The 24646-nt window shown below is 69.3% G+C and carries 24 protein-coding genes and 1 tRNA gene; 10 read left to right on the top strand and 15 right to left on the bottom strand.

Annotation, left to right across the window (positions count from 1 at the left end):
- Positions 1-46: 46 nt before the first annotated feature.
- Positions 47-892: a DUF1295 domain-containing protein gene (locus HND91_RS04865; RefSeq protein ID WP_181705411.1), complete on the bottom strand. Its 846-nt coding sequence runs from the start codon at positions 890-892 to the stop codon at positions 47-49.
- A gap of 214 nt (positions 893-1106) precedes the next feature.
- Here HND91_RS04865 and HND91_RS04870 point away from each other — a divergent pair, with 214 nt between their 5' ends.
- The 3 genes from HND91_RS04870 (at position 1107) to glyA (ending at position 4286) form a co-directional block, all read left to right on the top strand.
- Entirely contained in the window at positions 1107-2381 is a 1275-nt protein-coding gene (locus HND91_RS04870; protein WP_343057111.1) for a L,D-transpeptidase family protein, read from the top strand.
- Positions 2382-2574: 193 nt separating this feature from the next.
- The gene (locus HND91_RS04875; RefSeq protein ID WP_181705412.1) at positions 2575-2829 is read left to right on the top strand and encodes a DUF6898 family protein; all 255 of its coding nucleotides are present in this window, start codon (positions 2575-2577) and stop codon (positions 2827-2829) included.
- 149 nt (positions 2830-2978) lie between these two features.
- On the top strand, positions 2979-4286 hold the full coding sequence (gene glyA, locus HND91_RS04880) for a serine hydroxymethyltransferase (protein WP_181705413.1): 1308 nt from the start codon (positions 2979-2981) through the stop codon (positions 4284-4286).
- A gap of 88 nt (positions 4287-4374) precedes the next feature.
- On the opposite strand, the gene HND91_RS04885 is transcribed toward glyA, so the two are convergent.
- Positions 4375-5823 carry a hypothetical protein gene (locus HND91_RS04885; RefSeq protein ID WP_181705414.1) on the bottom strand — a complete coding sequence of 483 codons (1449 nt, stop codon included), beginning with the start codon at positions 5821-5823 and terminating at the stop codon, positions 4375-4377.
- A gap of 225 nt (positions 5824-6048) precedes the next feature.
- Between HND91_RS04885 and HND91_RS04890 the strand changes: the two genes are divergently transcribed.
- The gene (locus HND91_RS04890; RefSeq protein ID WP_210272586.1) at positions 6049-6801 is read left to right on the top strand and encodes a metallophosphoesterase family protein; all 753 of its coding nucleotides are present in this window, start codon (positions 6049-6051) and stop codon (positions 6799-6801) included.
- A gap of 55 nt (positions 6802-6856) precedes the next feature.
- On the top strand, positions 6857-8272 hold the full coding sequence (locus tag HND91_RS04895; RefSeq protein ID WP_181705416.1) for a bifunctional serine/threonine-protein kinase/universal stress protein: 1416 nt from the start codon (positions 6857-6859) through the stop codon (positions 8270-8272).
- Between the two features lie 65 nt (positions 8273-8337).
- On the opposite strand, the gene HND91_RS04900 is transcribed toward HND91_RS04895, so the two are convergent.
- A complete protein-coding gene (locus HND91_RS04900) occupies positions 8338-9090 on the bottom strand; it encodes an alpha/beta fold hydrolase (protein ID WP_181705417.1) in 753 nt (250 codons plus the stop codon).
- Positions 9091-9423: 333 nt separating this feature from the next.
- On the opposite strand from HND91_RS04900, the gene HND91_RS04905 reads away from it, so the two are divergent.
- Together HND91_RS04905 and HND91_RS04910 are read left to right on the top strand one after the other, a co-directional pair.
- Entirely contained in the window at positions 9424-9669 is a 246-nt protein-coding gene (locus HND91_RS04905) for a zinc-finger domain-containing protein (RefSeq protein ID WP_181705418.1), read from the top strand.
- 23 nt (positions 9670-9692) lie between these two features.
- Entirely contained in the window at positions 9693-10892 is a 1200-nt protein-coding gene (locus tag HND91_RS04910; RefSeq protein ID WP_181705419.1) for an FAD-dependent monooxygenase, read from the top strand.
- A 44-nt stretch (positions 10893-10936) separates the two neighbouring features.
- On the opposite strand, the gene HND91_RS04915 is transcribed toward HND91_RS04910, so the two are convergent.
- The 5 genes from HND91_RS04915 to HND91_RS04935 form a co-directional block, all read right to left on the bottom strand.
- Positions 10937-11368, bottom strand: a complete 432-nt coding sequence (locus HND91_RS04915; RefSeq protein WP_181705420.1) for an HIT family protein — start codon at positions 11366-11368, stop codon at positions 10937-10939.
- Between the two features lie 75 nt (positions 11369-11443).
- On the bottom strand, positions 11444-12661 hold the full coding sequence (locus HND91_RS04920; RefSeq protein WP_181705676.1) for a GNAT family N-acetyltransferase: 1218 nt from the start codon (positions 12659-12661) through the stop codon (positions 11444-11446).
- 151 nt (positions 12662-12812) lie between these two features.
- A complete protein-coding gene (locus HND91_RS04925) occupies positions 12813-13052 on the bottom strand; it encodes a hypothetical protein (protein WP_181705421.1) in 240 nt (79 codons plus the stop codon).
- A gap of 62 nt (positions 13053-13114) precedes the next feature.
- On the bottom strand, positions 13115-13864 hold the full coding sequence (locus HND91_RS04930) for a glycerophosphodiester phosphodiesterase family protein (RefSeq protein ID WP_181705422.1): 750 nt from the start codon (positions 13862-13864) through the stop codon (positions 13115-13117).
- Positions 13865-13938: 74 nt separating this feature from the next.
- Complete coding sequence (locus HND91_RS04935; protein WP_181705423.1) at positions 13939-14403, bottom strand: RidA family protein; 465 nt, start codon at positions 14401-14403, stop codon at positions 13939-13941.
- Between the two features lie 136 nt (positions 14404-14539).
- Here HND91_RS04935 and HND91_RS04940 point away from each other — a divergent pair, with 136 nt between their 5' ends.
- The 3 genes from HND91_RS04940 to rpsI all read left to right on the top strand — a co-directional run bounded on the left by HND91_RS04940 (position 14540) and on the right by rpsI (position 16519).
- Complete coding sequence (locus HND91_RS04940; protein ID WP_210272587.1) at positions 14540-15355, top strand: cell envelope integrity EipB family protein; 816 nt, start codon at positions 14540-14542, stop codon at positions 15353-15355.
- 223 nt (positions 15356-15578) lie between these two features.
- Positions 15579-16040, top strand: a complete 462-nt coding sequence (gene rplM / locus HND91_RS04945) for a 50S ribosomal protein L13 (RefSeq protein ID WP_181705425.1) — start codon at positions 15579-15581, stop codon at positions 16038-16040.
- 2 nt (positions 16041-16042) lie between these two features.
- Positions 16043-16519, top strand: coding sequence for a 30S ribosomal protein S9 (gene rpsI / locus HND91_RS04950; protein ID WP_181705426.1), 477 nt, complete (start codon positions 16043-16045; stop codon positions 16517-16519).
- Between the two features lie 201 nt (positions 16520-16720).
- Here the strand turns inward: rpsI and HND91_RS04955 are convergent, their stop codons facing one another.
- The 7 genes from HND91_RS04955 to HND91_RS04985 all read right to left on the bottom strand — a co-directional run bounded on the left by HND91_RS04955 (position 16721) and on the right by HND91_RS04985 (position 24472).
- Positions 16721-19174, bottom strand: a complete 2454-nt coding sequence (locus HND91_RS04955; RefSeq protein WP_181705427.1) for a glycogen/starch/alpha-glucan phosphorylase — start codon at positions 19172-19174, stop codon at positions 16721-16723.
- 354 nt (positions 19175-19528) lie between these two features.
- A complete protein-coding gene (gene prmB, locus HND91_RS04960) occupies positions 19529-20446 on the bottom strand; it encodes a 50S ribosomal protein L3 N(5)-glutamine methyltransferase (RefSeq protein WP_181705428.1) in 918 nt (305 codons plus the stop codon).
- 27 nt (positions 20447-20473) lie between these two features.
- Positions 20474-21676, bottom strand: a complete 1203-nt coding sequence (locus tag HND91_RS04965) for an aminotransferase (protein ID WP_425485419.1) — start codon at positions 21674-21676, stop codon at positions 20474-20476.
- 224 nt (positions 21677-21900) lie between these two features.
- A complete protein-coding gene (locus tag HND91_RS04970) occupies positions 21901-22074 on the bottom strand; it encodes a hypothetical protein (protein WP_181705429.1) in 174 nt (57 codons plus the stop codon).
- A gap of 391 nt (positions 22075-22465) precedes the next feature.
- Positions 22466-22540: transfer RNA gene (locus tag HND91_RS04975), tRNA-Glu, on the bottom strand.
- Between the two features lie 166 nt (positions 22541-22706).
- Entirely contained in the window at positions 22707-23804 is a 1098-nt protein-coding gene (locus tag HND91_RS04980) for a YcbK family protein (RefSeq protein ID WP_181705430.1), read from the bottom strand.
- A gap of 227 nt (positions 23805-24031) precedes the next feature.
- Complete coding sequence (locus HND91_RS04985; protein ID WP_181705431.1) at positions 24032-24472, bottom strand: VOC family protein; 441 nt, start codon at positions 24470-24472, stop codon at positions 24032-24034.
- Positions 24473-24646 lie beyond the last annotated feature (174 nt).

Here is a 24646-nt window from a genome sequence, read left to right on the forward strand (position 1 = left end):
GTTCTTTCGTCGGCCGCCCGGCGCACTCCTCGAAGGGCAGGGCGGGTCAGGCCTTGCGGGCGGCGAGGTCGCCTGTGCGCGGCGGACGCGGCACGAAGGCGGGGGTGCGCGCGGCCCATTCCGCATAGCCCGGCTTCGTGGCCCGCAGGTGCGCGTCGAGCAACGACACGCCCGACACGCGGGTGAGCAGCACCGTGATCAGCGCCGGCCCGACCAGCGCCCACCAGGCGCCGGATTCGGCGAAGGCCACGAGCCCGAGCCCCCACCAGAGCACCGTCTCGCCGAAATAGTTCGGATGCCGCGACCAGGAGAACAGGCCCGCGGTCATCAGGCGGCCCGCGTTCGCCGGGTTCGCCTTGAACGACCAGAGCTGCCGGTCCGCCACCGCCTCGATTCCGAAGCCCGCGAGGAACAGGACGACGCCGAGGGTCACCAGCGGCATCATGGGATCGGCGGTGCCGTAGAGAAGGGCGGCGTGCACCGGCAGCGCCAGCACCCACTGGATCGCCGCCTGCAGCCAGTAGAGCGTGAACAGCGACCGCCACCACCAGTGTGGACCGCCCTTCGTCCGCATGGCTCTGTACCGCGCGTCCTCCCCGCCCATGTGCCGGTGCCGCCAGACCATGTGGGCGGTCAGCCGCGCCGCCCACAGCGTGACCAGCAGGGCGAAGAGAAGCCCGACCGGGGTCGTGGCGCCCGTCAGGGCGACGCTCAACCAGGCGACGAGCGCGAAACCCACCCCCCAGAAGAAGTCGACGATGCCGGCGTCCTCTTTTTTGACATGAAGTGCCCATACGACCGAAAAGAGCGCGATCGTGGCGATGAAGGTCGCCGCCAGGACGGAGGACGGCTGCCAGGCGAGGGTTGTGACCGGTATCATTTCGTTAGCCATTTTCGTGTCCACTCCCGCCAGAATGGGACACCGGCTAAGGCGAGACCGTCTCACCCGACATGGCGGCTGACCGATCCGGATGGCGGATGGCCGACCGCTGCAGTCGCCCTATCTCAGGGTATGCCGGCCCAGCCGGACCAATCGTCTGAACCTCGGTGCTGCCGACCCGGTTTAACCGTCGGCGCGGGGTGCAATTCGCGGGAGCAACACCACAGTGGCAATACGTCGACAGGGGCAGGCCGGATCAGGCGCGGACATCGTGGCGAGCCGGCGCGACGTTCTGAGGGCCGGCGTGTTCGCGGGCGTATCGCTCGGCGCCTTCGCGGCCCAGGCGCAGACCTTGAAGCCGACACTGGTCAACCAGCTGGAGTGGACCGAAGGCTTCGACTCTTCCGCGCCGTCGCAGGCGCAGGTGCACTCGGCCCGCCCGACGCTGTCGGCCGAGACCGCCTATCACACCGAGCAGGCGCTCGCGCGCTATTCCGAGGTCGCCATGCAGGGCGGCTGGCCCCAGGTGCCGGCCACCCGATCGCTGAAGATCGGCGTCCGCGATCCGGCCGTGGCGGCGCTCCGCCAGCGGCTCGCCATCAGCGGCGACCTGCCGGACGTCGGCGGCATGTCCGACTCGTTCGACAGCTTCGTCGACTCGGCCGTGCGCCGCTTCCAGCTGCGCCATGGCCTCCTGGCCGACGGCGTGGTCGCCAAGGAGACGCTGAAGCAGCTCAACATCCCGGTCGATTTCCGCCTCCGTCAGCTGGAGACGAACCTCGTCCGCGTCCGCTCCATGTCGGGCTTCCTCGGCGACCGCTACGTGATGGTCAACATCCCGGGCGCCGAGATCGAGACGGTCGAGGCCGACATCGTCCACTCGCGCCATCAGGCCGTGGTGGGCAAGATCGACCGGCAGACGCCGCTCCTCACGTCCAAGATCAACCTGATCAAGTTCAACCCGTTCTGGACCGTGCCGCGCAGCATCATCATCAAGGATCTGATCCCGAAGATGCAGCAGGATTCCGGCTATCTGGACCGCCAGAAGATCCGGATCTACGACCAGCGCGGCAACCCGCTCGATTGGCGCACGATCAATTGGAACAGCCAGGAGGCGGCCGACTATCTGTTCCGTCAGGATCCGGGCGACATCAACTCCATGGGCTCGGTGAAGATCGAGTTCCCGTCGCCCGACGGCGTCTACATGCACGACACGCCCTCCAAGGGCCTGTTCGGCGAGAACGCGCGCTTCCATTCCTCCGGCTGCGTGCGCGTCCAGAACGTGCGCGAGTACGTCTACTGGATCCTGAAGAACACGCCCGACTGGCCGCAGGATCGCATCGCCCAGGCGATGACCTCCGGCGAGCGCATCGACGCGCCGGTGACCGACCCGGTGCCGCTCTATTTCCAGTACGTGACGGCATGGGCGAACTCGGACGGCATCGTCCAGTTCCGCGACGACATCTATCAGCGCGACGGCCTGGACGTGGCCTACCAGTAAGCGCTCGCGGTCCGCGTCGACCCGACCAAGCCCGCCCGGCGCCGCCGCGGCGGGCTTCCTTTTCGGGCCGGCCGCAGCCCGTCGGATCGGAGCCCCGCGCGGTGTCGCGGGGCCTGCACGTCCGTCGCTCTTACGGCCATTTGGCTGTATGTCTGTCCGGCAGACCTCGACAGCCGCAGGACCGTGATCCGTCATGTCTCCAGCCCCGCGCCGCATCCTCTTCGAGATCTCCGTCGTGGGCGCCTACGCGAAGGTTGCCGCGATCGACGAGGCGACCGGCGTGGAGGTCTCGATCGTCGGCCCGGCGTCCGCGCCGAGGCTCGACCTCCAGCGGCTCGCCGAGCGCAAGCTCCTCGCCCGTCTCGGCGAGGGCACAAGTTCTGCTACGAGCCGCGCAAGAAAACCTGAAACGACACCGCCCGGCGGTGGTGGTAGTCGTCTGGCGTGACGTTTCGCGCCGGCCGGTGCGTCGCCTCGACCCGTTGAGGCCCGTCCGGCGCGCGTGATATCTGCCGAAGACCAAGACGAGTTGCTGCGCGCGAGAAGACCACCTCACTGGCGCAGCCGGCCGGGCCCCCTGACGAACGGAAACAACAAATGTCGAGCACGACCAGCGCTGAACCGACCGCCTTCACCTCCGGTTTCTTCTCCCGTTCGCTCGCCGAGAGCGATCCGGAGATCTTCGCGTCGGTGTCCAAGGAGCTCGGTCGCCAGCAGCACGAGATCGAGCTGATCGCCTCCGAGAACATCGTGTCGCGCGCGGTGCTCGAGGCGCAGGGCTCCGTCCTCACCAACAAGTACGCCGAAGGCTACCCGGGCAAGCGCTACTACGGCGGCTGCCAGTTCGTGGACATCGCCGAGAACCTCGCCATCGAGCGCGCCTGCAAGCTGTTCGACTGCAAGTTCGCAAACGTGCAGCCGAACTCCGGCAGCCAGGCCAACCAGGCGGTCTTCCTGGCGCTCATCAAGCCGGGCGACACCATCCTCGGCCTCGACCTCGCCTCCGGCGGCCACCTGACCCACGGCGCTAAGCCGAATCTCTCCGGCAAGTGGTTCCAGGCCGTCGCCTACGGCGTGCGCCCGCAGGACCACCGGATCGACATGGACCAGGTCCGCGCGCTCGCCCACGAGCACAAGCCGAAGATCATCATCGCCGGCGGCTCGGCCTACAGCCGCGTGTGGGACTTCGCCGAGTTCCGCGCCATCGCCGATGAAGTCGGCGCCTACCTGATGGTCGACATGGCCCACTTCGCCGGCCTCGTCGCCGCGGGCCAGCACCCGTCGCCGTTCCCGCACGCCCACGTGGCCACCTCGACCACCCACAAGACGCTCCGCGGTCCGCGCGGCGGTCTCGTCGTGACGAATGACGAAGACATCGCCAAGAAGATCAACTCGGCCGTGTTCCCGGGCCTGCAGGGCGGCCCGCTCATGCACGTGATCGCCGGCAAGGCGGTGGCCTTCGGCGAGGCGCTGAAGCCGGAGTTCAAGCTCTACATTAAGAACGTGGTGGAGAACGCCCGCGCGCTGGCCGAAACGCTCCGTCGCGGCGGCGTGGACATCGTGTCCGGCGGCACCGACAATCACCTCATGCTGGTCGACCTTCGCCCGAAGGGCCTGACCGGCAAGGCGGTCGAGGCCGCGCTCGGCCGCGCCGACATCACCTGCAACAAGAACGGCGTGCCGTTCGACCCGGAGAAGCCGACCATCACGTCCGGCATCCGCCTCGGCACCCCGGCCGCCACCTCGCGCGGCTTCGGCGTCGCGGAGTTCCAGGAGGTCGGCGCCATGATCCTCGCCATCCTCGACGGCCTGAAGGCCAACGGCGAAGAGGGCAACGGCGCGGTGGAAGCCGAGGTCAAGAAGCAGGTCCGCGCGCTGACCGACCGCTTCCCGATCTACGGCTGATCCGATCCCGCTCGCAGTTCGGAAGGAGGGCGCCGCGCCGGTCGCGGCGCCCTTCGTCGTTCCCGGGCCACCTCGGACGTCCCGGCGCTCAACCTTCAGGGACCGCCCCGCCCGCCGCAGCCTGCTGCCCTGTGTCGGCGGTCGCCTTCACGGTGATCGTCCGCTCCGCGAACTGGCCGTCGGGGTTGGTGATGCGGAGCACCAGCGGTCGCGCGCCCGCCTTGGCGATCAGCCCCGCGACGTCGCCCGCCTCGCGGAAGTCCAGCACCACCTTCGACACCTGCGCCGTCGACCCGTCGCCCACCGGCTCGGCCCGGATCGCCGACCGGCCCGAGGCCGGCGGCACGCGCGGATCGATGCGCAGCCGGACCGCGCCCGGCAGGTTCGGCTCCCCGGACGGCCGCAGATCGTAGATCGCCTCCGCGTGGATGCCGGCGCCCGCGACGGTGACGATCGGGGCCGCGGGATCGAGCTCCGTCGTGATGGTCGTCGCCACCGGGCCGCCCGGCCGGATCGCCTTGCCGCCGAGGTAGCCGAGCGCGCTGAGCCCCGTCAGCTGCCACAGCGAATCCGGAACGTCCGGCAAGCCCCTGATCATGGCCGGCTCGTACGAGAATGTGAGCAGCACGAACCCGATCACGCCGATCAGCGTGAAGGCCACGAACTGCACCCGCTCCATGGCGACCACGCCGCCGTGCATGATCAGGTCGGACGGTCGCGGTCCGTCGCCCTCCGCGCCTTGCGACCCGCGCAGGCTGACGAGGCCGGCGGTCGCGAGGCTCGTTCCTGTGGCGAGGCCGAACAGGACCCGCAGGTTCTCCGGCACGTCCGGGAAAATCACAGACCCTTGCACCAGCGTCTTGCAAAGGACGAGGTAGAGGTAGCTCACCGTCGCCGCCGCCGACCAGGCCAGCAGCTGCACCTTGGAAAGGCTGTAGGAACCCGTCACCTCGTCCGTGAGCAGGCTCATCCAGCCGATCGGCGCCAGCCCGGTCGGCTTCCGGCCCTTCCGCGCCCGGCGCAATCCGGCGGGCAGGGCGACGAGCAGCAGCACCGCCCCGGCGACCAGCCCCATCGTGATCACCCGGGGCGTCGACGGCCCCACCTTGGACAGGACGAACTCCTTCGGCGGGCTTTCCGTGAAGCCCTCCACCCAGAGCTTGATCCGCCGCGCGCCGCCATAGTCGGCCGGAATGCCCCGCACCGTGACCTCTCCGAACACCGGATCGAGCGTCACGCTCACGCATCTCGATTCGACCACCCCCTCCATGCCGCACGCCGGCAGCGCGGCGGCCGCCTCGATCGCCACCATCACCCGGCCCGTCCGGTCGCGCAGCTGCTTGCTGCGCAGCGTGACGTCGTAACGGCCCTCCGCGTCCGGGAACGCCACGGGCGGCACCACCTCGTCGATGACGAGCACCGGGGCGTCCGCCGCCGCCCCCCGATCCGCCGCCAGCCCGACACCGACGGCCGCGAGGGCGAGGACGAGAAGCCCCGACAAGAAGCGTGAGCGCGGCGCAATCCTGAACTTCGTCATCCGCATCCGATCCCCCCAGATCAGCTCGTGATCGGATGATCATCTCTGGGTTGCGTACATCCGTCAAATGTCCCGGTGCAGCACAATCGCCAGTCGGCATGCGCACGGCGCGAGGCGGATCCCGCCGCGCGGTTCCGGTGCGCAGTTCGTCGGACTATCCAGCTTCACGGCCGTGCCCCCATATTCATGGAAAGGCAATTGCAGGTCCGAGGGGGAGGGCACCCGGTGCGTACCGCGTTCATCACCGACATCCACGCCAACAGGGAGGCGCTGGAGGCCGTTCTCGACGACATCGACACCGAGGGCGTCGATCGCATCGTCTGCCTCGGCGACATCGTCGGCTACGGTCCGGATCCGGTTGCCGCGGTGGACATCGTCGCGGGCCTGGCCGACCGGGGCGCCATCATCATCAAGGGCAACCACGACCACGCCGTGGACGCGGGCTGGCATTCCATGTCCGAGAACGCGGCCCGCGCCATGAAGTGGACCGCCGCGCGCCTCGGCCCGGCGGAGAAGACCTTCCTGGCCGACCTGCCGCTCGGCCACCGGGAGGGCGACGCGCTCTTCGTCCATGCGAGCGCCCACAATCCGGAAAGCTGGCCCTACGTGCTGGAGGCCCACGACGCCGCCCAGAGCTTCGCCGCCACCGACGCCCGCCTCATCTTCTCCGGCCACACCCACGTGCCGGCGCTCTTCCACACGCTGATCGGCACCCTCGCGACGGGCAAGATGCTCACCTTCCGGCCGGTGGCCGACAAGCCGGTGCCGCTCTCCGGGATCCGCCGCTACCACGCGGTGATCGGCGCCGTCGGCCAGCCGCGCGATCGCGACAGCCGCGCCTGCTGGGGGCTCTGGGACGACGGCGCCGGCGAGCTCACCTGGCGGCGGGTGCCCTACGACGTGGAGGCGACGGTCGCCAAGGTTCAGGCGGCCGGCTTGCCGGACCGACTTTGGATGCGCCTCCTCACCGGCGACTGAAGCGCCTTCGCCCGCATTTCCTTCCACTAGGCACGTCCATTCCAGGAGACTTCACATGCTGCCGCGGGATCTCGCGCCCGGCGCCGCCGTCGACGGCTTCGTCCTGAAGGAGCGCATCGCGGTCGGCGGCATGGGTGCGATCTGGAGCGTCGAGCACCCGGATCATTCGGGTCCGCTCGTCATGAAGCTGCCCTTCCTCGGGGCGGGGGCGGACGTCTCCACCATCATCGGCTACGAGACCGAGGCGATGATCCTGCGCCGCCTGTCCGGCCGGCACGTGCCCGCCTTCGTGGCGGCCGGCGACCTCGCGGTCCTGCCCTACATCGTCATGGAGCGCGTCTCCGGCACGCCGCTGGACGAGCGACTGAGGCTGGGCCCCATGGCGGTGGAGGAGGTGGCGCGGGTCGGCGCGCGCATCGCCGCCGCCGTGGAGGACATCCACCGCCAGCACGTCGTCCACCTGGATCTGAAGACCGGCAACGTCATCCTGTTGGAGCGCGGCGCCGTCCTCATCGATTTCGGCCTCGCCCGCCACGACGAGCTGCCGGACCTTTTCGCCGAGGAGAGCGACCTCCCCATGGGCTCCCCGGCCACCATCTCGCCGGAACAGCTCGTCGGCGACCGCACCCAGCCGGCGAGCGACATCTTCGCCCTCGGCTGCGTCCTCTACGAGATGGCAACCGGCGAGCCGCCGTTCGGCGAGCCGGTCTCTCTCGCCGGTCAGAAGCGCCGCCTGTTCGCGCCGCCGCGGCCGCCCCGGTCGCTGGACCGGAAGGTGCCGCGCTGGATGCAGGAGATCATCCTGAAGTGCCTGGAGGTGGAGGCGGGCCGCCGCTACGCCAGCGCCGGCCAGCTCCTGTTCGACCTCCGCCACCCGGACCAGGTGCCCCTCACCGAACGGGCCGATCGCGCCGGGCAGGAGGGTTTCACCGGCCGGATCCGCGGCTGGCTCGGCGGCCGCCGCGCCGAACAGATGCCGCCCCAGCGCAAGGTGCCGATCGCGCGGCGGATCTCCACCGCGCCCGTCGTGATGGCGGCGGTGGATCTCGCCCGCGGCGCCGACCCGCTCGCCAACGAGGTGCGCCTTCACGTGCGCCGCGTCCTCGACGCGGAGGAGGGGGCTCGCCTGGCTTGCGTCACCGTCCTGAAGACGAAGCTCGTCGGCGACGACGACACGCCCGACGAGGCCGGCCGCTCCGCCTACCTGGCCCGCCTGATCGCCTTGAAGGATTGGGCCCGCACCCTGGACGTGCCGGAGGAGCGGGTGAGCTTCCACGTGCTGGAGGCCGTGAACCCGGGCGACGCCATACTGGACTATGCCAGCCACAACCGCGTCGACCACATCGTCATGGGCGCCCGCGCCGCCTCCGCCCTCCGCCGCCATCTGGGCAGCGTCTCCTCCCACGTGGTCGCCGAAGCCCTCTGCAGCGTCACCGTGGTCCGGCTGAAGGAGAGCGACGCCAGCGAGTAGGATGGGCGACCGGCGCACGACTCCATTTCGTCCCGGCTCGCGGAGGCGAAGTCCTGCTCCAGGTCTCACATGCGGCGGGTCAGGAACTCCACCACGGCCTTCTTGAACACCAGGTCGCCCACCGCCACCATGTGGTCCCGGTTGGGAATGTCCACCACGCTCGCGTTCGGGAATAGTTTGGCGAGCTCGTGGGGGGCGGTCGCGATCTTGTCGCGCGTGCCGACGGCGATCAGGACGGGCTGGAAAACCCGTCCCAGGTCCTCGGCGGCGATGGTCTGCCGGAACCCGCGCATGCACGCGGCCAGCGCCTTGCGGTCGCTCTTCGTCTGCTCGGCGAACTGCCGGAACGCGCGCCCCGTGGGGTCGGACACTTCGGCGAGGGTGGGGGCCTCCAGCGCCGCCGCGATCGTCTCCGGCGAACCACCGCCCGTGACGAGGTTCTGCCCCACGCCGCCGAGCACCAGCGAGCGCACCCGGTCCGGATGCCGGATGGCGAGCACGGTCGAAATGCGCGCGCCCATAGAATAGCCCATCACGTCCGCCCGTTCGACGGACAGGTGGTCGAGGAGGGCGCGGGCGTCCTCCGCCATCGAGGAGAGCCTGTATTCCTCCGGATCATAGAACTTGGCGCTCTCGCCGTGGCCTCGGTTGTCGAAGGCGATCACCCGCCGGCCGGCCTTCACCAGGGTCTCCACCCAGCCGGGGTAGACCCAGTTGATGGTCCGATTGGAGGCGAATCCATGGATGAGCAAGATGGGATCGCCGGACCCCTCATCCTGGTAGGCGAGCTCGTGGCCGTCGGAGAAGAAATGCGGCATGGGCTCCTCGGGACTTGGGTACGCGCAACGCCCGCGACCATAAGGCCTGCGTCCGGGCAAGAAAACCCGTCTCGTGGACCATGCGGGTCCGACCGCCGACCGCCCGGTGCGCACCTCCGCAGCCGTCGACCTGGCCGGCATCGGGTCCTGGCCGAGCGCGCCGATCGTCCGTCGGGGGAGGGCGGATGGTCAAGCCGGCCGGCAGGGGTCGTCGTGATTCCGCGTCCCCCGGCGGCGATCCCCTCGTCCCATGCGCCGGCCTCTTTGCTTCGCACCCGCGAGAGCGTATGGTCCCGCCGAAATCGCCTGTTTCAGCCGTTCAAGGGAGCCGTCATGGCCGACGCCGTCGTTCCGCACTTCACCAATGATGCCGGCGTGGAGACGATCCGCGTGGGCGCGCACGAGTTCATGTGCATCGGTGCGCGGCCGCCGTTCGATCACCCGCATTCCTTCCTGGACATGGGCGACGAGAACGAGAAGATCTGCCCCTACTGCTCCACCCACTACGTCTACGATCCGAGCCTGAAGCCGACCGAGTCGATCCCGGCCGAGGCCGCCTACACGCCCAAGGCGGCCTGAGGATCCCGGGCCCCACGCGGTCCATGAGCGCCTCGTCCGATCCGCCGCCGGTCGTGATCGCCGGGGCCGGCATCGCCGGCCTGACGGCCGCCCTGGCGCTCGCCCGCGCCGGGCGGCCCTCGATCGTCCTGGAACGGGCCGTGCACCTGGAGGAGATCGGCGCCGGCATCCAGCTGTCGCCGAACGCCAGCCGCATCCTCGTCGAGCTCGGCCTGCGCGACGCCCTCGCGGCCACCGCCGTCGAGCCCGCCGCGATCCGGATCCGCGACGCCCGGACCGGCGCCGACCTCGTCCGCCTGCCGCTCGCCGAAGTCGCCGCCCGCCACGGCGCGCCCTACTGGGTCATCCACCGGGGCGACCTGCAGGCCGCGCTCCTCGACGCCGTCCGCGCCGAACCACGGATCGACCTGCGCCTCGGCGCCTACATCGAGGGCGCCGTCGACGCGGGCGACCGGGTGGAGGTGGACGTCTTCTTCGGCGAACGCCGCGGCATGGTCCGCGGAGCCGCCCTCGTCGGGGCAGACGGCGTGTGGTCCAAGACACGCGTCGCCGTCCTCGGCGGCGAGCCCGCGCGCTATTCCGGCCGGACCGCCTGGCGCGCCGTTCTGCCCGTAGAGGCGGTCGAAGGGTTGCGCATCGAGGACCTCACCGGTGCGACCAGCCTGTGGCTCGGCCGGCGAGCGCACCTCGTGACCTATCCGATCCGGGGCGGCCGCCTCCTCAACATCATCGCCGCCGTGGATGGCGACTGGGTGGAACAGCGCTGGGACACGGTCGGCGATCCGTCGGATCTGAAGGCCGCCTTCGCGGACTGGCCCGGCGTGATCCGCGATCTCCTGGCGAAACCGCAGTCGTGGCGGAAATGGGCGCTCTTCGCCGTGGCCGGGGCGCCGTTCGCGCGCGGTCGCGTGGCCCTGATCGGCGACGCGGCCCACGCCATGCTGCCCTTCGTGGCCCAGGGCGGCGCCATGGCGGTGGAGGACGCGGCCGTGATCGCCCGGCACCTCGCGGACCCGTCCCGCCCCGTCCCCGACCGCCTTGCCGCCTATGCGTCCGAACGCCGGGGTCGCACGGCCAAGGTCGCCGGCGCGGCGGCCACCAACGCCCGCGTCTATCACCTGGACGGCCTGGCCGCCGGGGCACGGAACGCGGCCATGCGCCTCATGGGGCCGAGCCGCATGCTCGCCCGCATGGACTGGATCTGGGGCTGGCGGGACCGCTGAGGGCAGGGGGCGACGAGGTCCCACCCGCCCCACGGTCGATCGGCTCACCCGATGCCGAGCGCCGCCCGGATCTTCGCCGCGTGGTCGGCGAGCACGGCATGATCCGCCATCTGGCCGGTGTGCCCCTTCAGCGGCACGCCCGCGAATCGCGGAATGACGTGGAAATGCAGGTGGAACACCGTCTGCCCGGCGGGAGCCTCGTTGAACTGCTGGACGAACACGCCGTCCGCGTCGAAGGCGGCCTTCACGCCCTTGGCGATCCGCTGCACCGTCCCGATCACGGACGCCAGCACCTCCGGCTGGGCGTCGAGCAGATTGCGCGACGGCGCCTTCGGCAGCACCAGCGTATGGCCGTCGCCCTGGGGCATGATGTCCATGAAGGAGAGCGTGTCCGCGTCCTCGAACACCTTGTGGCACGGGATCTCGCCGCGAAGGATCTTGGCGAAGATGTTGTTGGGATCATAGGCCTCGGCCATGGCGGTCTCCTCGCTCGCATCAGGTGGAGGAGTTGTCGCCGCCCGGACGCGGAGGGTCAAGGAGGCGCGGTCCGTTCACTCCTGCTCCTCGACCTCCACCTTGCGGAACGGCCCTTGCTCGGTCAGCCGCTCCGCCTCGTCGCTCACCGCCGCCCGCTCCCGCCGCAGGAAGTCGGCGACGGCCCTGCGAAAGCTCGGGTCTCCGATGTGGTGGGCCGAGCGGGTCGTCACCGGGAGGTATCCGCGCGCCAGCTTGTGCGCGCCCTGGGCGCCCGCTTCCACGCGCTTCAGCCCTTCGGCGATCGCGAAGTCGATCGCCTGATGGTAGCAGACCTCGAAGTGGAGATAGGGGTGGTCCTCGATGCAGCCCCAGTTGCGTCCATAGAGGGCGTCCGAGCCGATGAAGTTCAAGGCGCCGGCGATATGGCGGCCGTTCCGCTTGGCCATGACCAGCAGCGTGCGGTCGGCCATGCGCTCCCCGATCAGCGAGAAGAACGTGCGGTTCAGGTAGGGCCGCCCCCATTTGCGGGCGCCCGTGTCCATGTAGAAGGCATAAAAGGCGTCCCAGTGGGCTTCGGTGATGTCGCGGCCGGTCAGCTGCTCCACCGTGATGCCGTTCTCCAGCGCTTCGCGACGTTCCTTCTTCAGGGCCTTGCGCTTGCGCGACGCGAGCTCGGCGAGGAAGTCGTCGTAGCTGCCGTATCCAGGGTTGGCGAAGTGGAACTGCTGGTCGATACGGGTCAGAAAGCCAGCCGCCTCCAGGTCCGCCGCCTCCTCCTCCTCGGCGAAGGTCACGTGCACCGAGGAGACGCCCAGCTGCCGGGCCACCTGCTTCAACGATCGGGCGAGCAGCGGTCGCACGCTCGCCTTCAGATCCGGCCGGAGCAGAAGCCGCGGGCCGGTCACCGGCGTGAAGGGCACGCTCACCTGCAGCTTCGGATAGTAGCGTCCGCCGGCCCGCTCGTAGGCGTCGGCCCAGCCGTGGTCGAACACGTACTCGCCCATGGAGTGCGACTTGGCGTAGGCCGGGATGGCCCCGACCAGGTCGCCCGCCGCATCCTCCGCAAGCAGGTGGCACCCGCCCCAGCCGGTGCGTCCGACGGCGCAACCGGCCTCCTCCAGCGTCATCAGGAAGTCGTGGGAGACAAACGGATTGTAGGCCGCCGCCGGCGCTTGGGCTGTCAGCGCGCCGGTCGGTCCCACCACCCATCCAGGATTGGCGACCGCGTCCCAGCGGTCGCGGTCCACGTCGGCCAAGGAATGGAGGGTGCGCAGAGTGAGGTCGCCGGGCATCGCCCCAAAGGTAGCCGACGGCGCGGCGATTTCCAGATGCCGCGTCGCGGAAGATCGCTCGTCCACGGGTGTCCTGGCCGCCGCGTCGCGAACCGCTTGCGAGGCTGACCCGTGATCGGCCCACCGACCAGCGTCGCCGGACCGCCGGGCCTCAGACCAGCGGCCGGGGCACGAACGCCCGGTCCGCGCCGTCGTCGGCCGGATCGCCGCCTTCCGGGCTGTCCTTGCCGAACACGTCCTGGCCGCCGAGGGCCTGGTCGATCTCGGCCTCGTGCTTGCGCGCCGCGTCGCGCAGCGACTCGTCGCTCTTCAGCCTGTCGCGCGTCGCCTCGATGTCGTCGTGGTTGGTGCTCGGCTTCGGCACGGGGCCGGTGTCGTCGGGTCGGGACATGGAATTCCTCCTTGCTGTCCGCCCGTCAACCGGCCCCTGGCCGTCACAGTTCCGACACGCTCTCAGCGCGGGTCGAATCCCTCGAAGATCATCTGGTCCGCATGCGCCGCGGCGGCGGCCCGGTCCGTCGACGTGCGAACCGTCCACGTGAGGAGCGGCAGCCGCCAGTCCTCCCGCACGCGGCGCGACACCGAGTTCGGCAGCAGCTTCACCCAGTAGGCGACGAAGTGCGGATCTGTCTCGTCCCGGTGCGCCAGCGTGGCGAGCGCCGTTCGCTCCTCCGGCCGAAGAGCGCCATACTCCTTGTCCTCCGCGTCGTCCGCCACGATGCCGCGCGGCAGGTCCGGCGCGGTCGCCCGCAGTCCCGCGACGATGCGCGGGTCGAACGACATCGCGGCGACCGGCCCCTCGTGGGCCGACAGCGCCCGCGCCACCGCATCCGTCAGCGGCCCGTGCCGGCCGTCGAAGTGGCTCTTCACCTCCACGATCAGCGGCACCCGCCCCGCGACGCGGTCGAGCACGTCCTCCAGTGACGGAATCCGGTCCGGCGTGGCGCGGAAGGGCACCGCCTGCAGGGCGTCCAGCGTCATCCCGCCCACCGGCCCGGTGCCGGTCGTCAGCCGGTCCAGGGTGTCGTCGTGGAAGACGAACACCCGCCCGTCGGCGGACAGATGCACGTCGATCTCGATCGCGAACCCGGCGTCCACCGCCGCTCCGATCGCCGAGAGCGTGTTCTCCAGCCGGCCCGCGCTCGCGTCGTGGAATCCCCGGTGGGCGACGGGGCGGGCGGTCAGCCAATCGAGGGTCGGCATGGGATGTCCTCTGGATGATGACGTGAAAACGGGGCCGCCAGGGCCCCGCTTCGAATAGCTGCGCTTCGTGACGGTCAGGCGACCTCCACCACCGCGTCGATCTCCACGGCCACGCCGAACGGCAGGCCGGCGACGCCGAGGGCGCAGCGCGAATGCTTGCCCTTCTCGCCCAGCACCTGGCCGAGCAGGTCCGACGCGCCGTTGATCACCTTCGGATGGTCGACGAAGTCCGGCGCGGCATTCACGAAACCGTTGATGCGGACAACCCGGACGATCCGGTCGAGGTCGCCCACGGTCGCCTTCACCTGGGCGAGGATGTTGAGAGCGCAGATCCGCGCCGCTTCCTGGCCTTCCTCGATCGACAGGCCTTCGCCCAGCTTTCCGGCGATCTGGCTGCCGTCCGGCGCCCGCGAGATCTGGCCGGACACGAAGAGCAGATTGCCGGTCTGCACCACCGGTACATAGTTCGCCGCCGGCGCCGGGGCGGTCGGCAGTGCCAGACCGAGTTCGGCCATGAGAGATTCGACGACTCCAGCCATTTGCCGTTCCTCCTTGAAATGGTCCCGTTCCCGCGCTTTATGGGCCGCCGAGAACGTGTTCGCAACGGTGAGGCCGACGGACGCGAGCCCGGCGCAAGGTCGTCGCGGCAGAAAGCCGATCGGACAAGGAGTTGCCATGCGGGCGCTTGTGTGGACTGCCGTGACAGTGGCCGCCGTGGCCGGGCTCGTGCCCGCCGCCTCCGCCGCGCCGGTGAGCCTTCTCCCCCATCGCGCCGTGTACGACCTCCGGCTTGCCGAGAGCCCGGCCGGCGGGGGCGAGAGCATGGCGTCGGTCAGCGGCCGCATGGTGTTCGAGTTCACCGGCACACCGTGCGAGGGCTATACGGTCAACTTCCGCTTCGTCATCGAGATGACGGACGGGGAGGGGCAGGCCACCGTCACCGACCTGCGCACCTCCACGTTCGAGGACGGCCCGGGCACCGCTTTCGAGTTCCTGTCGCAGACCTACACGAACCAGGTGCTCACCGAGGAGGTGAAGGGCTCGGCCGCGCGCACCGACAAGGAGCTCACCGTCCAGCTCACCACGCCCGCGGAGGCCAAGGTCAGCTTCGCGCCGGACGTGATCTTCCCGACCGCCCATCTGGTCCGCATCATCGAGGCGGCGAAGGCCGGCACGTCCGTGGTCTCGACCGAGATTTTCGACGGGTCGGAGACCGGCGACAAGGTCTATGCCACCTCCACGATCATCGGCCAGGAGGAGACCGGGCCGGTGACCGGACCGGAGGCGACCCTGCAGACCCGGCGCCGCTGGCCGGTCACGGTCGCCTACTTCGATGCGGCCGCCACGGGCGACCTCACGCCGGAATACTCGATCGGCTTCGATCTCTACGAGAACGGCGTGTCCAGCGACCTTCGCATGGACTACGGCGACTTCGCCCTCGATGGCGATCTGAAGCATTTCGAAGCGCTCCCCGCCGCGCCCTGCGAGTGACGCCGAGCGGTCCCATCCGCGAAAAAACATGTGGTACTATAGTACCGCTTCGCTAAGTCGTTGTTTTTGCTTGCTAGGCTCGCAGCCGTCCGCTTGACGGCCATCACCGCCACGCGTATACACCACGCCGACGACGGCTGCCGGTTCGGCTGCCGTTTCCCCGAGCCCGCCTCGCCTCCGGCGTCGGGCCGGTCGAAGCCAAGAACAACGGATGGTTCAATCCATGACGACCTACTCGGCGAAGGCGTCCGAGATCCAGAAGAAGTGGATCCTCATCGACGCCGAAGGCCTCGTTGTCGGTCGCCTCGCGACGTTGATCGCGATGCGCCTCAGGGGCAAGCACAAGGCCTCCTACACGCCGCACGTCGACGATGGCGACAACGTCATCGTGATCAACGCGGACAAGGTGGTGTTCACCGGCCGGAAGTACCAGAACAAGAAGTACTACTGGCACACCGGCTACATCGGCGGCATCAAGGAGCGGACCGCCCGCGCCATTCTCGAGGGTCGCTTTCCGGAGCGTGTCGTCGAGAAGGCCGTGGAGCGCATGATCCCGGAGGGTCCGCTCGGCCGCCAGCAGCTCAAGAACCTGCGCGTCTACGCCGGGACTGAGCATCCGCATGCCGCCCAGCAGCCCGAGCTGCTGGACGTCAAGTCCCTGAACAAGAAGAACGCGAGGGCCTGAGCATGGCCGAGCTGTCCTCCCTTTCCGAACTCGCCGGCACCGCTCCCGCGGCGCAGCCCGAGGCTCCGGTCCACGTCCAGAAGCTCGACAAGTTCGGCCGCGCCTACGCGACCGGCAAGCGCAAGGACGCCGTCGCCCGCGTGTGGGTCAAGCCGGGCACCGGCAAGATCACCGTGAACGACAAGGACTTCACGGCCTACTTCGGCCGTCCGGTCCTCCAGATGATCGTCCAGCAGCCGATCTACGCCACGAGCCGCGACGGCCAGTTCGACATCATCGCCACGGTGTCCGGCGGCGGCCTCTCCGGCCAGGCCGGCGCTCTGCGTCACGGCGTCTCCAAGGCGCTGACCTACTACGAACCAGGCCTGCGCGGCGTCCTGAAGAAGCTCGGCTTCCTCACCCGCGACGCCCGCGTGGTCGAGCGCAAGAAGTACGGCCGCCGGAAGGCCCGCCGGAGCTTCCAGTTCTCCAAGCGCTGATCTCTCGGCGCCTGTCGACACGATCAAGGGCGGTGCACCAGCACCGCCCTTTTTCTGTTTCGGCTCATCTGTTTAGCGGAAGACGGGCGCGCCGGATCGACGGACGTACGGTGAGCGCATCCCTCGTCGTGATCCGGAGTAGGAGCCCGGAAAAGCCGGGCGGCAGGCGAACTGGCCTGCCACCCGGCGTTGGGCTTCCCGTCAGGTCGTCGGGACGTTCCACACGTCCTTGGCGTAGCCGCGGATCGTGCGGTCGGAGGAGAACCAGCCGACGTTCGCGGTGTTGAGGATCGCGCGCTCGGTCCAGCGGGCGGTGTCGCGGAAGTCGTGGTCCACGTCGCGCTGGCGCTGGAAGTAGGCCTGGAAGTCGGCCGTCACCAGGAACCAGTCGGTGTTCCAGAGCCGGTCGGCGATCTGGTGGAAGCGGCCGTGGTCGTCCGGCGAGAACTCGCCGGCCACGATGGCGTCGATGACGCCCTTCAGCACCGGATCGCCCTCGATGGTGGCGCGGGAATCGTAGCCGCGCGTGCGCATCTCGGCCACGTTGTCCGCCGTCAGGCCGAAGATGTAGATGTTGTCGGGCCCGACCTGCTGGCCGATTTCCACGTTGGCGCCGTCGAGCGTCCCGATGGTGAGCGCGCCGTTGAGCGCCAGCTTCATGTTGCCGGTGCCCGAGGCTTCCATGCCGGCGGTGGAGATCTGCTCGGACAGGTCCGCCGCCGGGATGATCACCTCGGCGAGCGAGACGTTGTAGTTCGGCAGGAAGGCCACCTTCAGCCGGTCGCCGACGATCGGGTCGGAGTTGATGGTCCGGGCGATGTCGTTGCCGAGCTTGATGATCAGCTTGGCCATGTGATAGCCGGGCGCCGCCTTGCCGCCGAAGATCTTGACGCGCGGAGTCCACTCGGCGCCCGGCGTGCGCCGGATCGCCTGATAAAGCGCGATCGTCTCAAGAAGATTGAGCAGCTGGCGCTTGTATTCGTGGATGCGCTTGATCTGGACGTCGAAGAGGGCGGTCGGATCGACCTTCAGGCCGATGCGCCGTTCGATCTCGGCGGCGAGCCGAACCTTGTTGGCGAGCTTGGCGGCGGCGAACTTTTCCCGGAACGAGGCGTCCGTCGCGTAGGGCGTGACTTCCGACAGCCGCTCCAGGTCGTCCACCCAGGCGTCGCCGATGGTGTCGAGGAGGAGCTTGCGCAGGCCGGGGTTGCACTCGTAGAGCCAGCGGCGCGGCGTTATGCCGTTGGTCTGGTTGACGATCCGGTCCGGGTAGAGGGTGTGGAAGTCGCGGAACACCGTCTGCTTCATCAGCTCGGTGTGGAGGGCGGACACGCCGTTCACCCGCCGGGAGCCGATGAAGGCGAGGTTGCCCATCTTGATTTCATTGCCATTTTCGATGATTCGCACCGCGTCGAGGGACACCGAGACGCCGCGACCTTGCACTTCGGCGAGGTGGTGGTAGTCGATCCACTCGATGATTTGCATATGCCGTGGCAGGACCCGGCGGAACAGGCTGGTGCTCCAGCGCTCCAGCGCCTCGGGCATCAGCGTGTGGTTCGTGTAGGAGAGCGCTTTGCGAGTGATTTCAAAGGCTTCCGGGAACGTGAGACCATGCTCGTCGGCGAGGAGGCGCATCAGTTCGGCGACGGCGATGGCCGGATGGGTGTCGTTCATCTGAATCGCGACGTGTTCCGGCAGTTTCCGGATGTCGTCGAACTCGGACGTGTAACGACGGATCAGGTCCTGCAACGACGCGGAGGTGAAGAAGTATTCCTGCTTGAGGCGGAGCTCCTTACCTTCGGGGGTCGTGTCGTCGGGATAGAGGACGCGGCTGATCGTCTCGGCGCGGATGCCCTTCTCGGCGGCGGATACGTAGTCGCCGTGGTTGAAGCGGCGAAGGTCGAGCACTTCGACTGGTTTCGACGCCCAGAGCCGCAAAGTATTGACGTGGCGGCCCTTCCATCCGGCGATGGGCGTGTCGTAGGCGACGGCGAGCACCGTCTCCTCCGCGTGCCAGTAGGTTTTTCCCCGGCTGTCGAACGAGATGTGCCCGCCGAACTTCACCGGATAGGCGACCTCGAGGCGCTCGAACTCCCAGACATGGCCGGAGACGAGCCAGTCCTCCGGCTCCTCGACCTGCCAACCGTCATGAAAACGCTGGCGAAACAGGCCGTGCTCGTAGCGGATGCCATAGCCGAAGGCTGGAATGCCGACCGTGGACATGGAATCCAGGAAGCAGGCGGCGAGGCGCCCGAGGCCGCCGTTTCCGAGCGCCGCGTCGCTCTCCTGCTTGACGAGCGTGTCGTAGTCGAGGCCGAGATCCGTCATGGCGGACCGGACGGCCTCTTCGAGCTGCAGATTGGCCACCGCGTCGTTCAAAAGGCGGCCGATCAGGAATTCCATCGACAGATAGTAGACCCGCTTCTTGTGGGTCGTGTAGCCGCGACGTGTGGCCTCGAACCAGGAGTCGACCACGTGGTCGCGGACAGCCATGGAGAGAGCGGTCGACCAGTCGCGCACGGTCGCGTGCGCCGGGTCCTTGCCGACCACATAGGCCAGCTTCTCCACGATGGCCCGCTTCAGCACGTCGGCGTCGAGCGGCCGGGGTTCGGCGCCGGTCGCAACCGCCGCCTGGGTGTCAGGCTTCACATTCATCAATCATCCCCTTAGGTGGGGGGGCGAGGTCGAGCTCACGCTCCTCCCGTGCCGGGCAATCCCCCGGACCCGCACGGGACCGAACGAGACGCGTCCTGAGACCCGATACCCGCCCGGCGCAGGAAACCGCGACCGCGAGAGTGACCTCGGCATGGACCCGTCCGCGTCCAAACCGAACCCCATCGGGCGCAGGCCTCCAGCCACGCCTCACCATCATGCTGGTTATGTGGGTATAATTCGTAAAAACCAACCCGAGACGTATGCAATCGAAAGATGGCTGAATTCGATCGATTGCTCCACACGCAGAACAAGCGTTGAAGCGCCCGATCGGTCAGAGGATCCCAAGGGCAGTCGTCAGCGGATCCCGAAGGCGTCCGCGTCGAGCCAGAACACTTCGCCTTCGCTTTCTTCCGTATCGAGCCAGAGGAAGGGAAGGTCGGGGAACTCCTCGTCGAGGATTTCTCGCCCTGTGCCGATCTCGCAGAGAATGCCTCCGCCGGGGAGAAGGTGATCCGGCGCGGCGGCGAGGATGCGGCGGACGATGTCGAGCCCGTCGGGTCCCCCGGCGAGCGCCATCTCGGGCTCGTGCCTGTATTCCGGCGGCAGGGAGTCCATGACGGCCGCCTCCACGTAGGGCGGATTGGTGATGATGAGATCGTAGCGGGCGTCTCCCAGCGGGGCGAACAGGTCGCCCTGGTGGAGAGCGACCCGGTCCTCCAGATCGTGGTCGGACACGTTGAGGCGCGCGACCGCGAGGGCGTCGGGCGACAGATCGACCGCGTCCACCTCGGCGTTCTCGAACACCCGTGCGGCCAGGATGGCGAGGCAGCCCGACCCGGTGCAGAGGTCGAGCACCCGGCCGACCGCCGCCGGCTCGTCCACCAGGGTGAAGCCGGCGCCGCCGATCACGTCGGAGAAGAGGATTTCGCCGATGAAGGAGCGCGGGATGAGGACGCGCTCGTCCACCCGGAAGGGGATGCCGTGGATATAGGCCCGGCCGACCAGATACGGCGTCGGCTTGCGGGTGGTCACGCGGGTCTCGATCAGGTCCACGAGCCGTCGCCGCTCGTCGCGGGTGAGGCGGCAGTCCGCCCACGGGTTCACGTCCTCGATCGGCAGCCGAAGGGTCTCCAGCACCAGGAAGACCGCATCATCGAGGGCGCCGGTGACCCCGTGGCCGGTGACCACGCCGCTTTCGCGAAACCGGGTTACCGCGTGGCGCACGAGGTCGCGCACGGTGAGGAGATCGTCGGCGGGATCGGAAGTGGGCATGCTCAGTCCGAAGAAAGGGCGCGGCCGTCAGGCCGAGAGGCTGGTAAGGCGGGCGGGCACGACCGCGAGGGCGGCCTCGTCCACGTTGGCGAAGGCGAAGCGCAGGTGGCGGTCCTGATCCGGGTCGTCCTTCGGGCCGAAGAAGGAGCCGGGGAGGGCAAGGACGCCCGACTCGCGGGCGAGCCGTTCGGCCACGCGCTCGCCGGGCATGTCGAACGGGTGCCCGAGGTAGGCGAAATAGGCCCCGATGGCCGAGATCGACCAGCCGGGCGCCTCGGCGACGAGGGCGCGGAAGCGCTCCGCGCGGGCCGCGATGCGGGCGCGAGTCTCCTGCCGCCAGGCGGCGGTCTCGGGCACGGCCCACGCCACCGCCGCCTGGGCGGCGCGCGGCGGGCAGATCTGGACGCAGTCGAGCACCTTGCCGATCTCGGCGATCGCGTCCGGCGCGGCGATCACGGACCCGAGCCGGTGGCCGGGGATCGCGTAGCTCTTGGAGAAGGAATAGAGCTGGATGAAATGGGACCGGCGCCTTTCGGCGAACAGCGCGTGCGGCCGGCCGGCCCCGGGGGCGAGGAAGTCGCGGTAGGTCTCGTCCACCACCAGGGCGATGCCGGCCGCTTCCGCCAGATCCGCGAAGCTGGCGATGACGGCGGGCGGATAGGTGGCGCCGGTCGGGTTGTTGGGGCTCACGAGCAGGATCGCCCGGGTGCGCGGCCCGACGAGGGCGCGGGCCGCCTCCACGTCCGGCACGAAGCCGTCCGCGGCCCGGCAGGGCAGGGGGACCGAGCGGATGCCGAGCATGTCGAGCGTCATCTTGTGATTGAAATACCAGGGCGTCGGCAGGATCACCTCGTCGCCGGCGGCCGCGAGCGCCAGCATGGTGACGAAGAAGGCCTGGTTGCAGCCCGCCGTGATGGCGATCTCCCCGGGGGCGACCGGGCCGCCGTAGACCGCCTCCACGTCTGCGCCGAGCGCCTCGCGGAGGGCCAGATCGCCGAAGATGGAGCCGTAGGTGGCGGCCGCGGGGGTCGCCGCGGCGGCCGCGAGACGGTCGAGCAGCGCCTGGGGCGGCGGGTCGCCCGGCACCGCCTGGGCGAGGTTCACCAGCGGACCGAGCCGCCCGTCATAAGCCGCGGCCCAACCCTGGGCGGCCGGAATGGGCGGCACGTCGGTCGCCACGAGCAACGGGTTGAGGGCGAGCGGGCGGATCGGGGACGACGCGGAAGCCAAGGCGGAACGCTCCGTCGGAACGCGGGGTGCGCCGGCTCGCTCGCCGGCGCGGACGCCGCGAGAGGCAGGCGAAGGCGGGTTCGGCCCATCCGTAAAGGAAGCGCCCCGCCAAGTCGAGGTGGCGATCCGGCGGCGATTTCGAATGCGTGGAAGGCGGGGGAGGGTGCCGGCCTGGCGGCTCCGGTCATTGGTCGCGGCCCGCCCGGTCCCGGCCGGTCAGGCCGTCAGCACTGGCCGGCGACGGCGATCACGCCGCCGATGCGGGTGCAGGTCGGCTCAGGCTGCGCCGTCTTCTGCAAAGGGTGCTCGAACACGCGGGTCGCCTGGGCGTCATCGTGATAGTACGCGAGGGCGAGTGCGCCAAGAACGGCCAGGATGAGAGCGGGACGCCTGTACATGCGATGGTCTCGTTGAGGACAGTCCCTCGACGGTCGAGCTCGCAAGGCTCAGAAGCGCCCAAGGATATTTGTCCGGTCAATAGCAGAAGCGGAAGCGGAGCGCTACCATGCGATGCGCTGACCTGCGAGCACAATCACCATATCGAGGCCGGCGAGTCTGTGCGTTTCATCACGTAGGGTGAAGATTCGTAAGCGATGGCGATCCGTGGTCGAGGACGACATCGGAGGCACCGTGCGCACCGTCGGCCGGGGCGAGCAGGCCGACGCCGGCGTCCGGCTGCAGGACGGACGTCGAGCCGAACGGAGGACGGACGTCGAGCCGAACGACGAACGGCCGAGCGCGTCAGCCATCGGGTAGCAAAGAGGAAGGAAACATAGGGGAAGAAGGGGGTGGTACGGCCTACGGGAATCGAACCCGTCTCTCCAGCGTGAAAGGCTAGTGTCCTAACCGATAGACGAAGGCCGCCCAACGGAGGCGGTTTATAGTGGGCTTCTCCGGTGGTGGCAAGCCCTTTCGGAGGTTTTCCCGGAGCTTGTGAATGGGCCGGGAAAGCCTTGGCCGCAAATGAAAATCCGCCGCGGGCGGCGGCCGGCGGCGGATCTCGTGGATCAGGTGCGGGGCTGCGACGGGCTCAGCCTCGGGCGCGGCGGCACGGCCAGCGCCACTGGCGACGCTTGCCCACGTCCACATGGATGGAGCGGGTATGGCAGTAGAGGCCGATGCCGCCCCGATCCGACTGGGCGAAGAAGAAGCGGGCGAGCTCGTCGCGGGCGATGCCGGGCATGTAGAGGTCGAGCGCCGCGCAGGCCATGTGCTGGGAATGCCTGGCGCCACGGACCCGGCGGTTGTGCGACGGGGAGCGGTAGCCCGAGGTCACGATGACCTTCTTGCCGAAGTGGGACTCGGCGCGGCGGACCAGGGACAGGAGCTGCGGCTTGATGCAGGTGACGTTGATCGCCGAATGGGCGAGCAGAAGGCCGTTGGCGGCCTGAACCGTCTGGCGCGGCACGCCCGGCACGGTGCGGGCGAACGGGTGCAGCGGGCCGTCGAAGAAGTTGGACGGATCGTCGTCCGGCGTGCGCGAGACGAGCACCATGCCGTCGGGCCATGTCACGCCCGGAAGGCCCTCGACCGTCTCGACGGGCTTGTCGGGCCTGGAGGTGTAGACGTTGACGAAGTCGTGCACCTCGCCGTCGTCGAGCGGCTCGTCGATGGGGGCGACCTCGGTCGGATCGGATTCCTCCTCGCCGGTGAGGTCGGCCTCGGAAATCTCCTCCTCGACCTCGGAGTTGGGCTCGATCGGCGCGTTGGCGACGGCGGCCACCTTCTGGGCGAGGGGAGTAGCACCCTGGGCGGCGGTGCGGGTGACGGCCGCGGCCTCGGGCGTGGCGGTCGTGGGGTCCTCGCTGCGGAAGAAGGCGAGGAGGCCGCGCGGCTGCGCCGTGGCGTCGGCGGCCGCGACCGCCGGGGCCTCGGCCGGCTTCGCCGGCTCGGCCGGCTTTGCCGGATCGGCCGCGGCGGTCGCCGAGGGGTTGGCGGGCTTGGCCGGATCGGTGGCCGTCGCGGCGTCCCCGGTGTCGGCAGTCGAGGGCTGGTCCGCTGTCGACGCGGGGGTCTGGGCTTGCCTCTGACGGGCCGTCATGAAGTCGGTGGTGTCGTAGAGACCTCCGCCCGAACAGGACGCCATGAGAACAGCCGCGGCCGCTGCGGCGAGAATGCGAACCTTCATGCAGCCAGTCCCCCGTGACGAGAACGGGAGCCGGCGATGCGACGCGCGCAAAGGGACCCGTCCTGCACCGGCCTAAGGGCGGCACGGTGCAAAGCGCGCCAAAACAATACCGGGGACAGGTCGCATGCAAGCAAAAAAGTAGTTTCGACCGGCAAACAACCGATTCGGGCACGGGCCCGAGGGGGCGGGGAGCGCCGCCGCGCGCTCCCCGGACCGGCCTGGCGGCGTCACCACTTGCCGGTGTTCGGCATGGACGCCCAGGGCTCCTGCGGGGCCTTGGCCGCGCCCTTCTGGAGGAGTTCGATCGAGATGTTCTCCGGCGACCGGACGAAGGCCATCCGGCCGTCGCGCGGCGGGCGGTTGATGGTGACGCCGGCGTCGGAGAGGGCCTGGCAGGTGGCGTAGATGTCGTCCACCTCGTAGGCGAGATGGCCGAAGTTGCGGCCCTCGCCATAGGTCTCCGGATCCCAGTTGTAGGTGAGCTCCACGAGCGGGGCCGCCGTCGCGCGGCCGGTCTCCAGGTCCTCCGGGGCGGCGAGGAAGACAAGGGTGAAGCGGCCCTGCTGGCTCTCCGTGCGGCGGACCTCGACGAGCCCGAGGCGCTTCGTCCAGAAGTCGAGGCTGTCGTCCAGGTCATGGACGCGGACCATGGTGTGCAGGTAGCGCATATTGAACCTCGAAGAAATGGCGTGAGGGAATGGGCGGCCGAAAACGCCAGTGATCGCAGCGTCAGTTAGGGCCTCGGGGACACGGGGAAAAGACCGGCGCGCGGTCCGAGGCCGGATCGGATCACGCGCGCGGCGGCGGGGGTCGCGGTTTTCCGCGGTCAGCCTGAGGAAAGC

Origin of the sequence: Chthonobacter rhizosphaerae (genome assembly GCF_013839525.1) — a bacterium.
GTDB lineage: Bacteria > Pseudomonadota > Alphaproteobacteria > Rhizobiales > Pleomorphomonadaceae > Chthonobacter > Chthonobacter rhizosphaerae.

Bases quoted from the DNA above. Each gene is read 5' to 3' on its own strand.
- HND91_RS04865 (WP_181705411.1), bottom strand. From the start codon at position 892: ATGGCTAACGAAATGATACCGGTCACAACCCTCGCCTGGCAGCCGTCC.
- HND91_RS04875 (WP_181705412.1), top strand. From the start codon at position 2,575: ATGTCTCCAGCCCCGCGCCGCATCCTCTTCGAGATCTCCGTCGTGGGC.
- glyA (WP_181705413.1), top strand. From the start codon at position 2,979: ATGTCGAGCACGACCAGCGCTGAACCGACCGCCTTCACCTCCGGTTTC.
- HND91_RS04885 (WP_181705414.1), bottom strand. From the start codon at position 5,823: ATGACGAAGTTCAGGATTGCGCCGCGCTCACGCTTCTTGTCGGGGCTT.
- HND91_RS04895 (WP_181705416.1), top strand. From the start codon at position 6,857: ATGCTGCCGCGGGATCTCGCGCCCGGCGCCGCCGTCGACGGCTTCGTC.
- HND91_RS04900 (WP_181705417.1), bottom strand. From the start codon at position 9,090: ATGCCGCATTTCTTCTCCGACGGCCACGAGCTCGCCTACCAGGATGAG.
- HND91_RS04905 (WP_181705418.1), top strand. From the start codon at position 9,424: ATGGCCGACGCCGTCGTTCCGCACTTCACCAATGATGCCGGCGTGGAG.
- HND91_RS04910 (WP_181705419.1), top strand. From the start codon at position 9,693: ATGAGCGCCTCGTCCGATCCGCCGCCGGTCGTGATCGCCGGGGCCGGC.
- HND91_RS04915 (WP_181705420.1), bottom strand. From the start codon at position 11,368: ATGGCCGAGGCCTATGATCCCAACAACATCTTCGCCAAGATCCTTCGC.
- HND91_RS04920 (WP_181705676.1), bottom strand. From the start codon at position 12,661: ATGCCCGGCGACCTCACTCTGCGCACCCTCCATTCCTTGGCCGACGTG.
- HND91_RS04925 (WP_181705421.1), bottom strand. From the start codon at position 13,052: ATGTCCCGACCCGACGACACCGGCCCCGTGCCGAAGCCGAGCACCAAC.
- HND91_RS04930 (WP_181705422.1), bottom strand. From the start codon at position 13,864: ATGCCGACCCTCGATTGGCTGACCGCCCGCCCCGTCGCCCACCGGGGA.
- HND91_RS04935 (WP_181705423.1), bottom strand. From the start codon at position 14,403: ATGGCTGGAGTCGTCGAATCTCTCATGGCCGAACTCGGTCTGGCACTG.
- HND91_RS04940 (WP_210272587.1), top strand. From the start codon at position 14,540: ATGCGGGCGCTTGTGTGGACTGCCGTGACAGTGGCCGCCGTGGCCGGG.
- rplM (WP_181705425.1), top strand. From the start codon at position 15,579: ATGACGACCTACTCGGCGAAGGCGTCCGAGATCCAGAAGAAGTGGATC.
- rpsI (WP_181705426.1), top strand. From the start codon at position 16,043: ATGGCCGAGCTGTCCTCCCTTTCCGAACTCGCCGGCACCGCTCCCGCG.
- HND91_RS04955 (WP_181705427.1), bottom strand. From the start codon at position 19,174: ATGAATGTGAAGCCTGACACCCAGGCGGCGGTTGCGACCGGCGCCGAA.
- prmB (WP_181705428.1), bottom strand. From the start codon at position 20,446: ATGCCCACTTCCGATCCCGCCGACGATCTCCTCACCGTGCGCGACCTC.
- HND91_RS04970 (WP_181705429.1), bottom strand. From the start codon at position 22,074: ATGTACAGGCGTCCCGCTCTCATCCTGGCCGTTCTTGGCGCACTCGCC.
- HND91_RS04980 (WP_181705430.1), bottom strand. From the start codon at position 23,804: ATGAAGGTTCGCATTCTCGCCGCAGCGGCCGCGGCTGTTCTCATGGCG.
- HND91_RS04985 (WP_181705431.1), bottom strand. From the start codon at position 24,472: ATGCGCTACCTGCACACCATGGTCCGCGTCCATGACCTGGACGACAGC.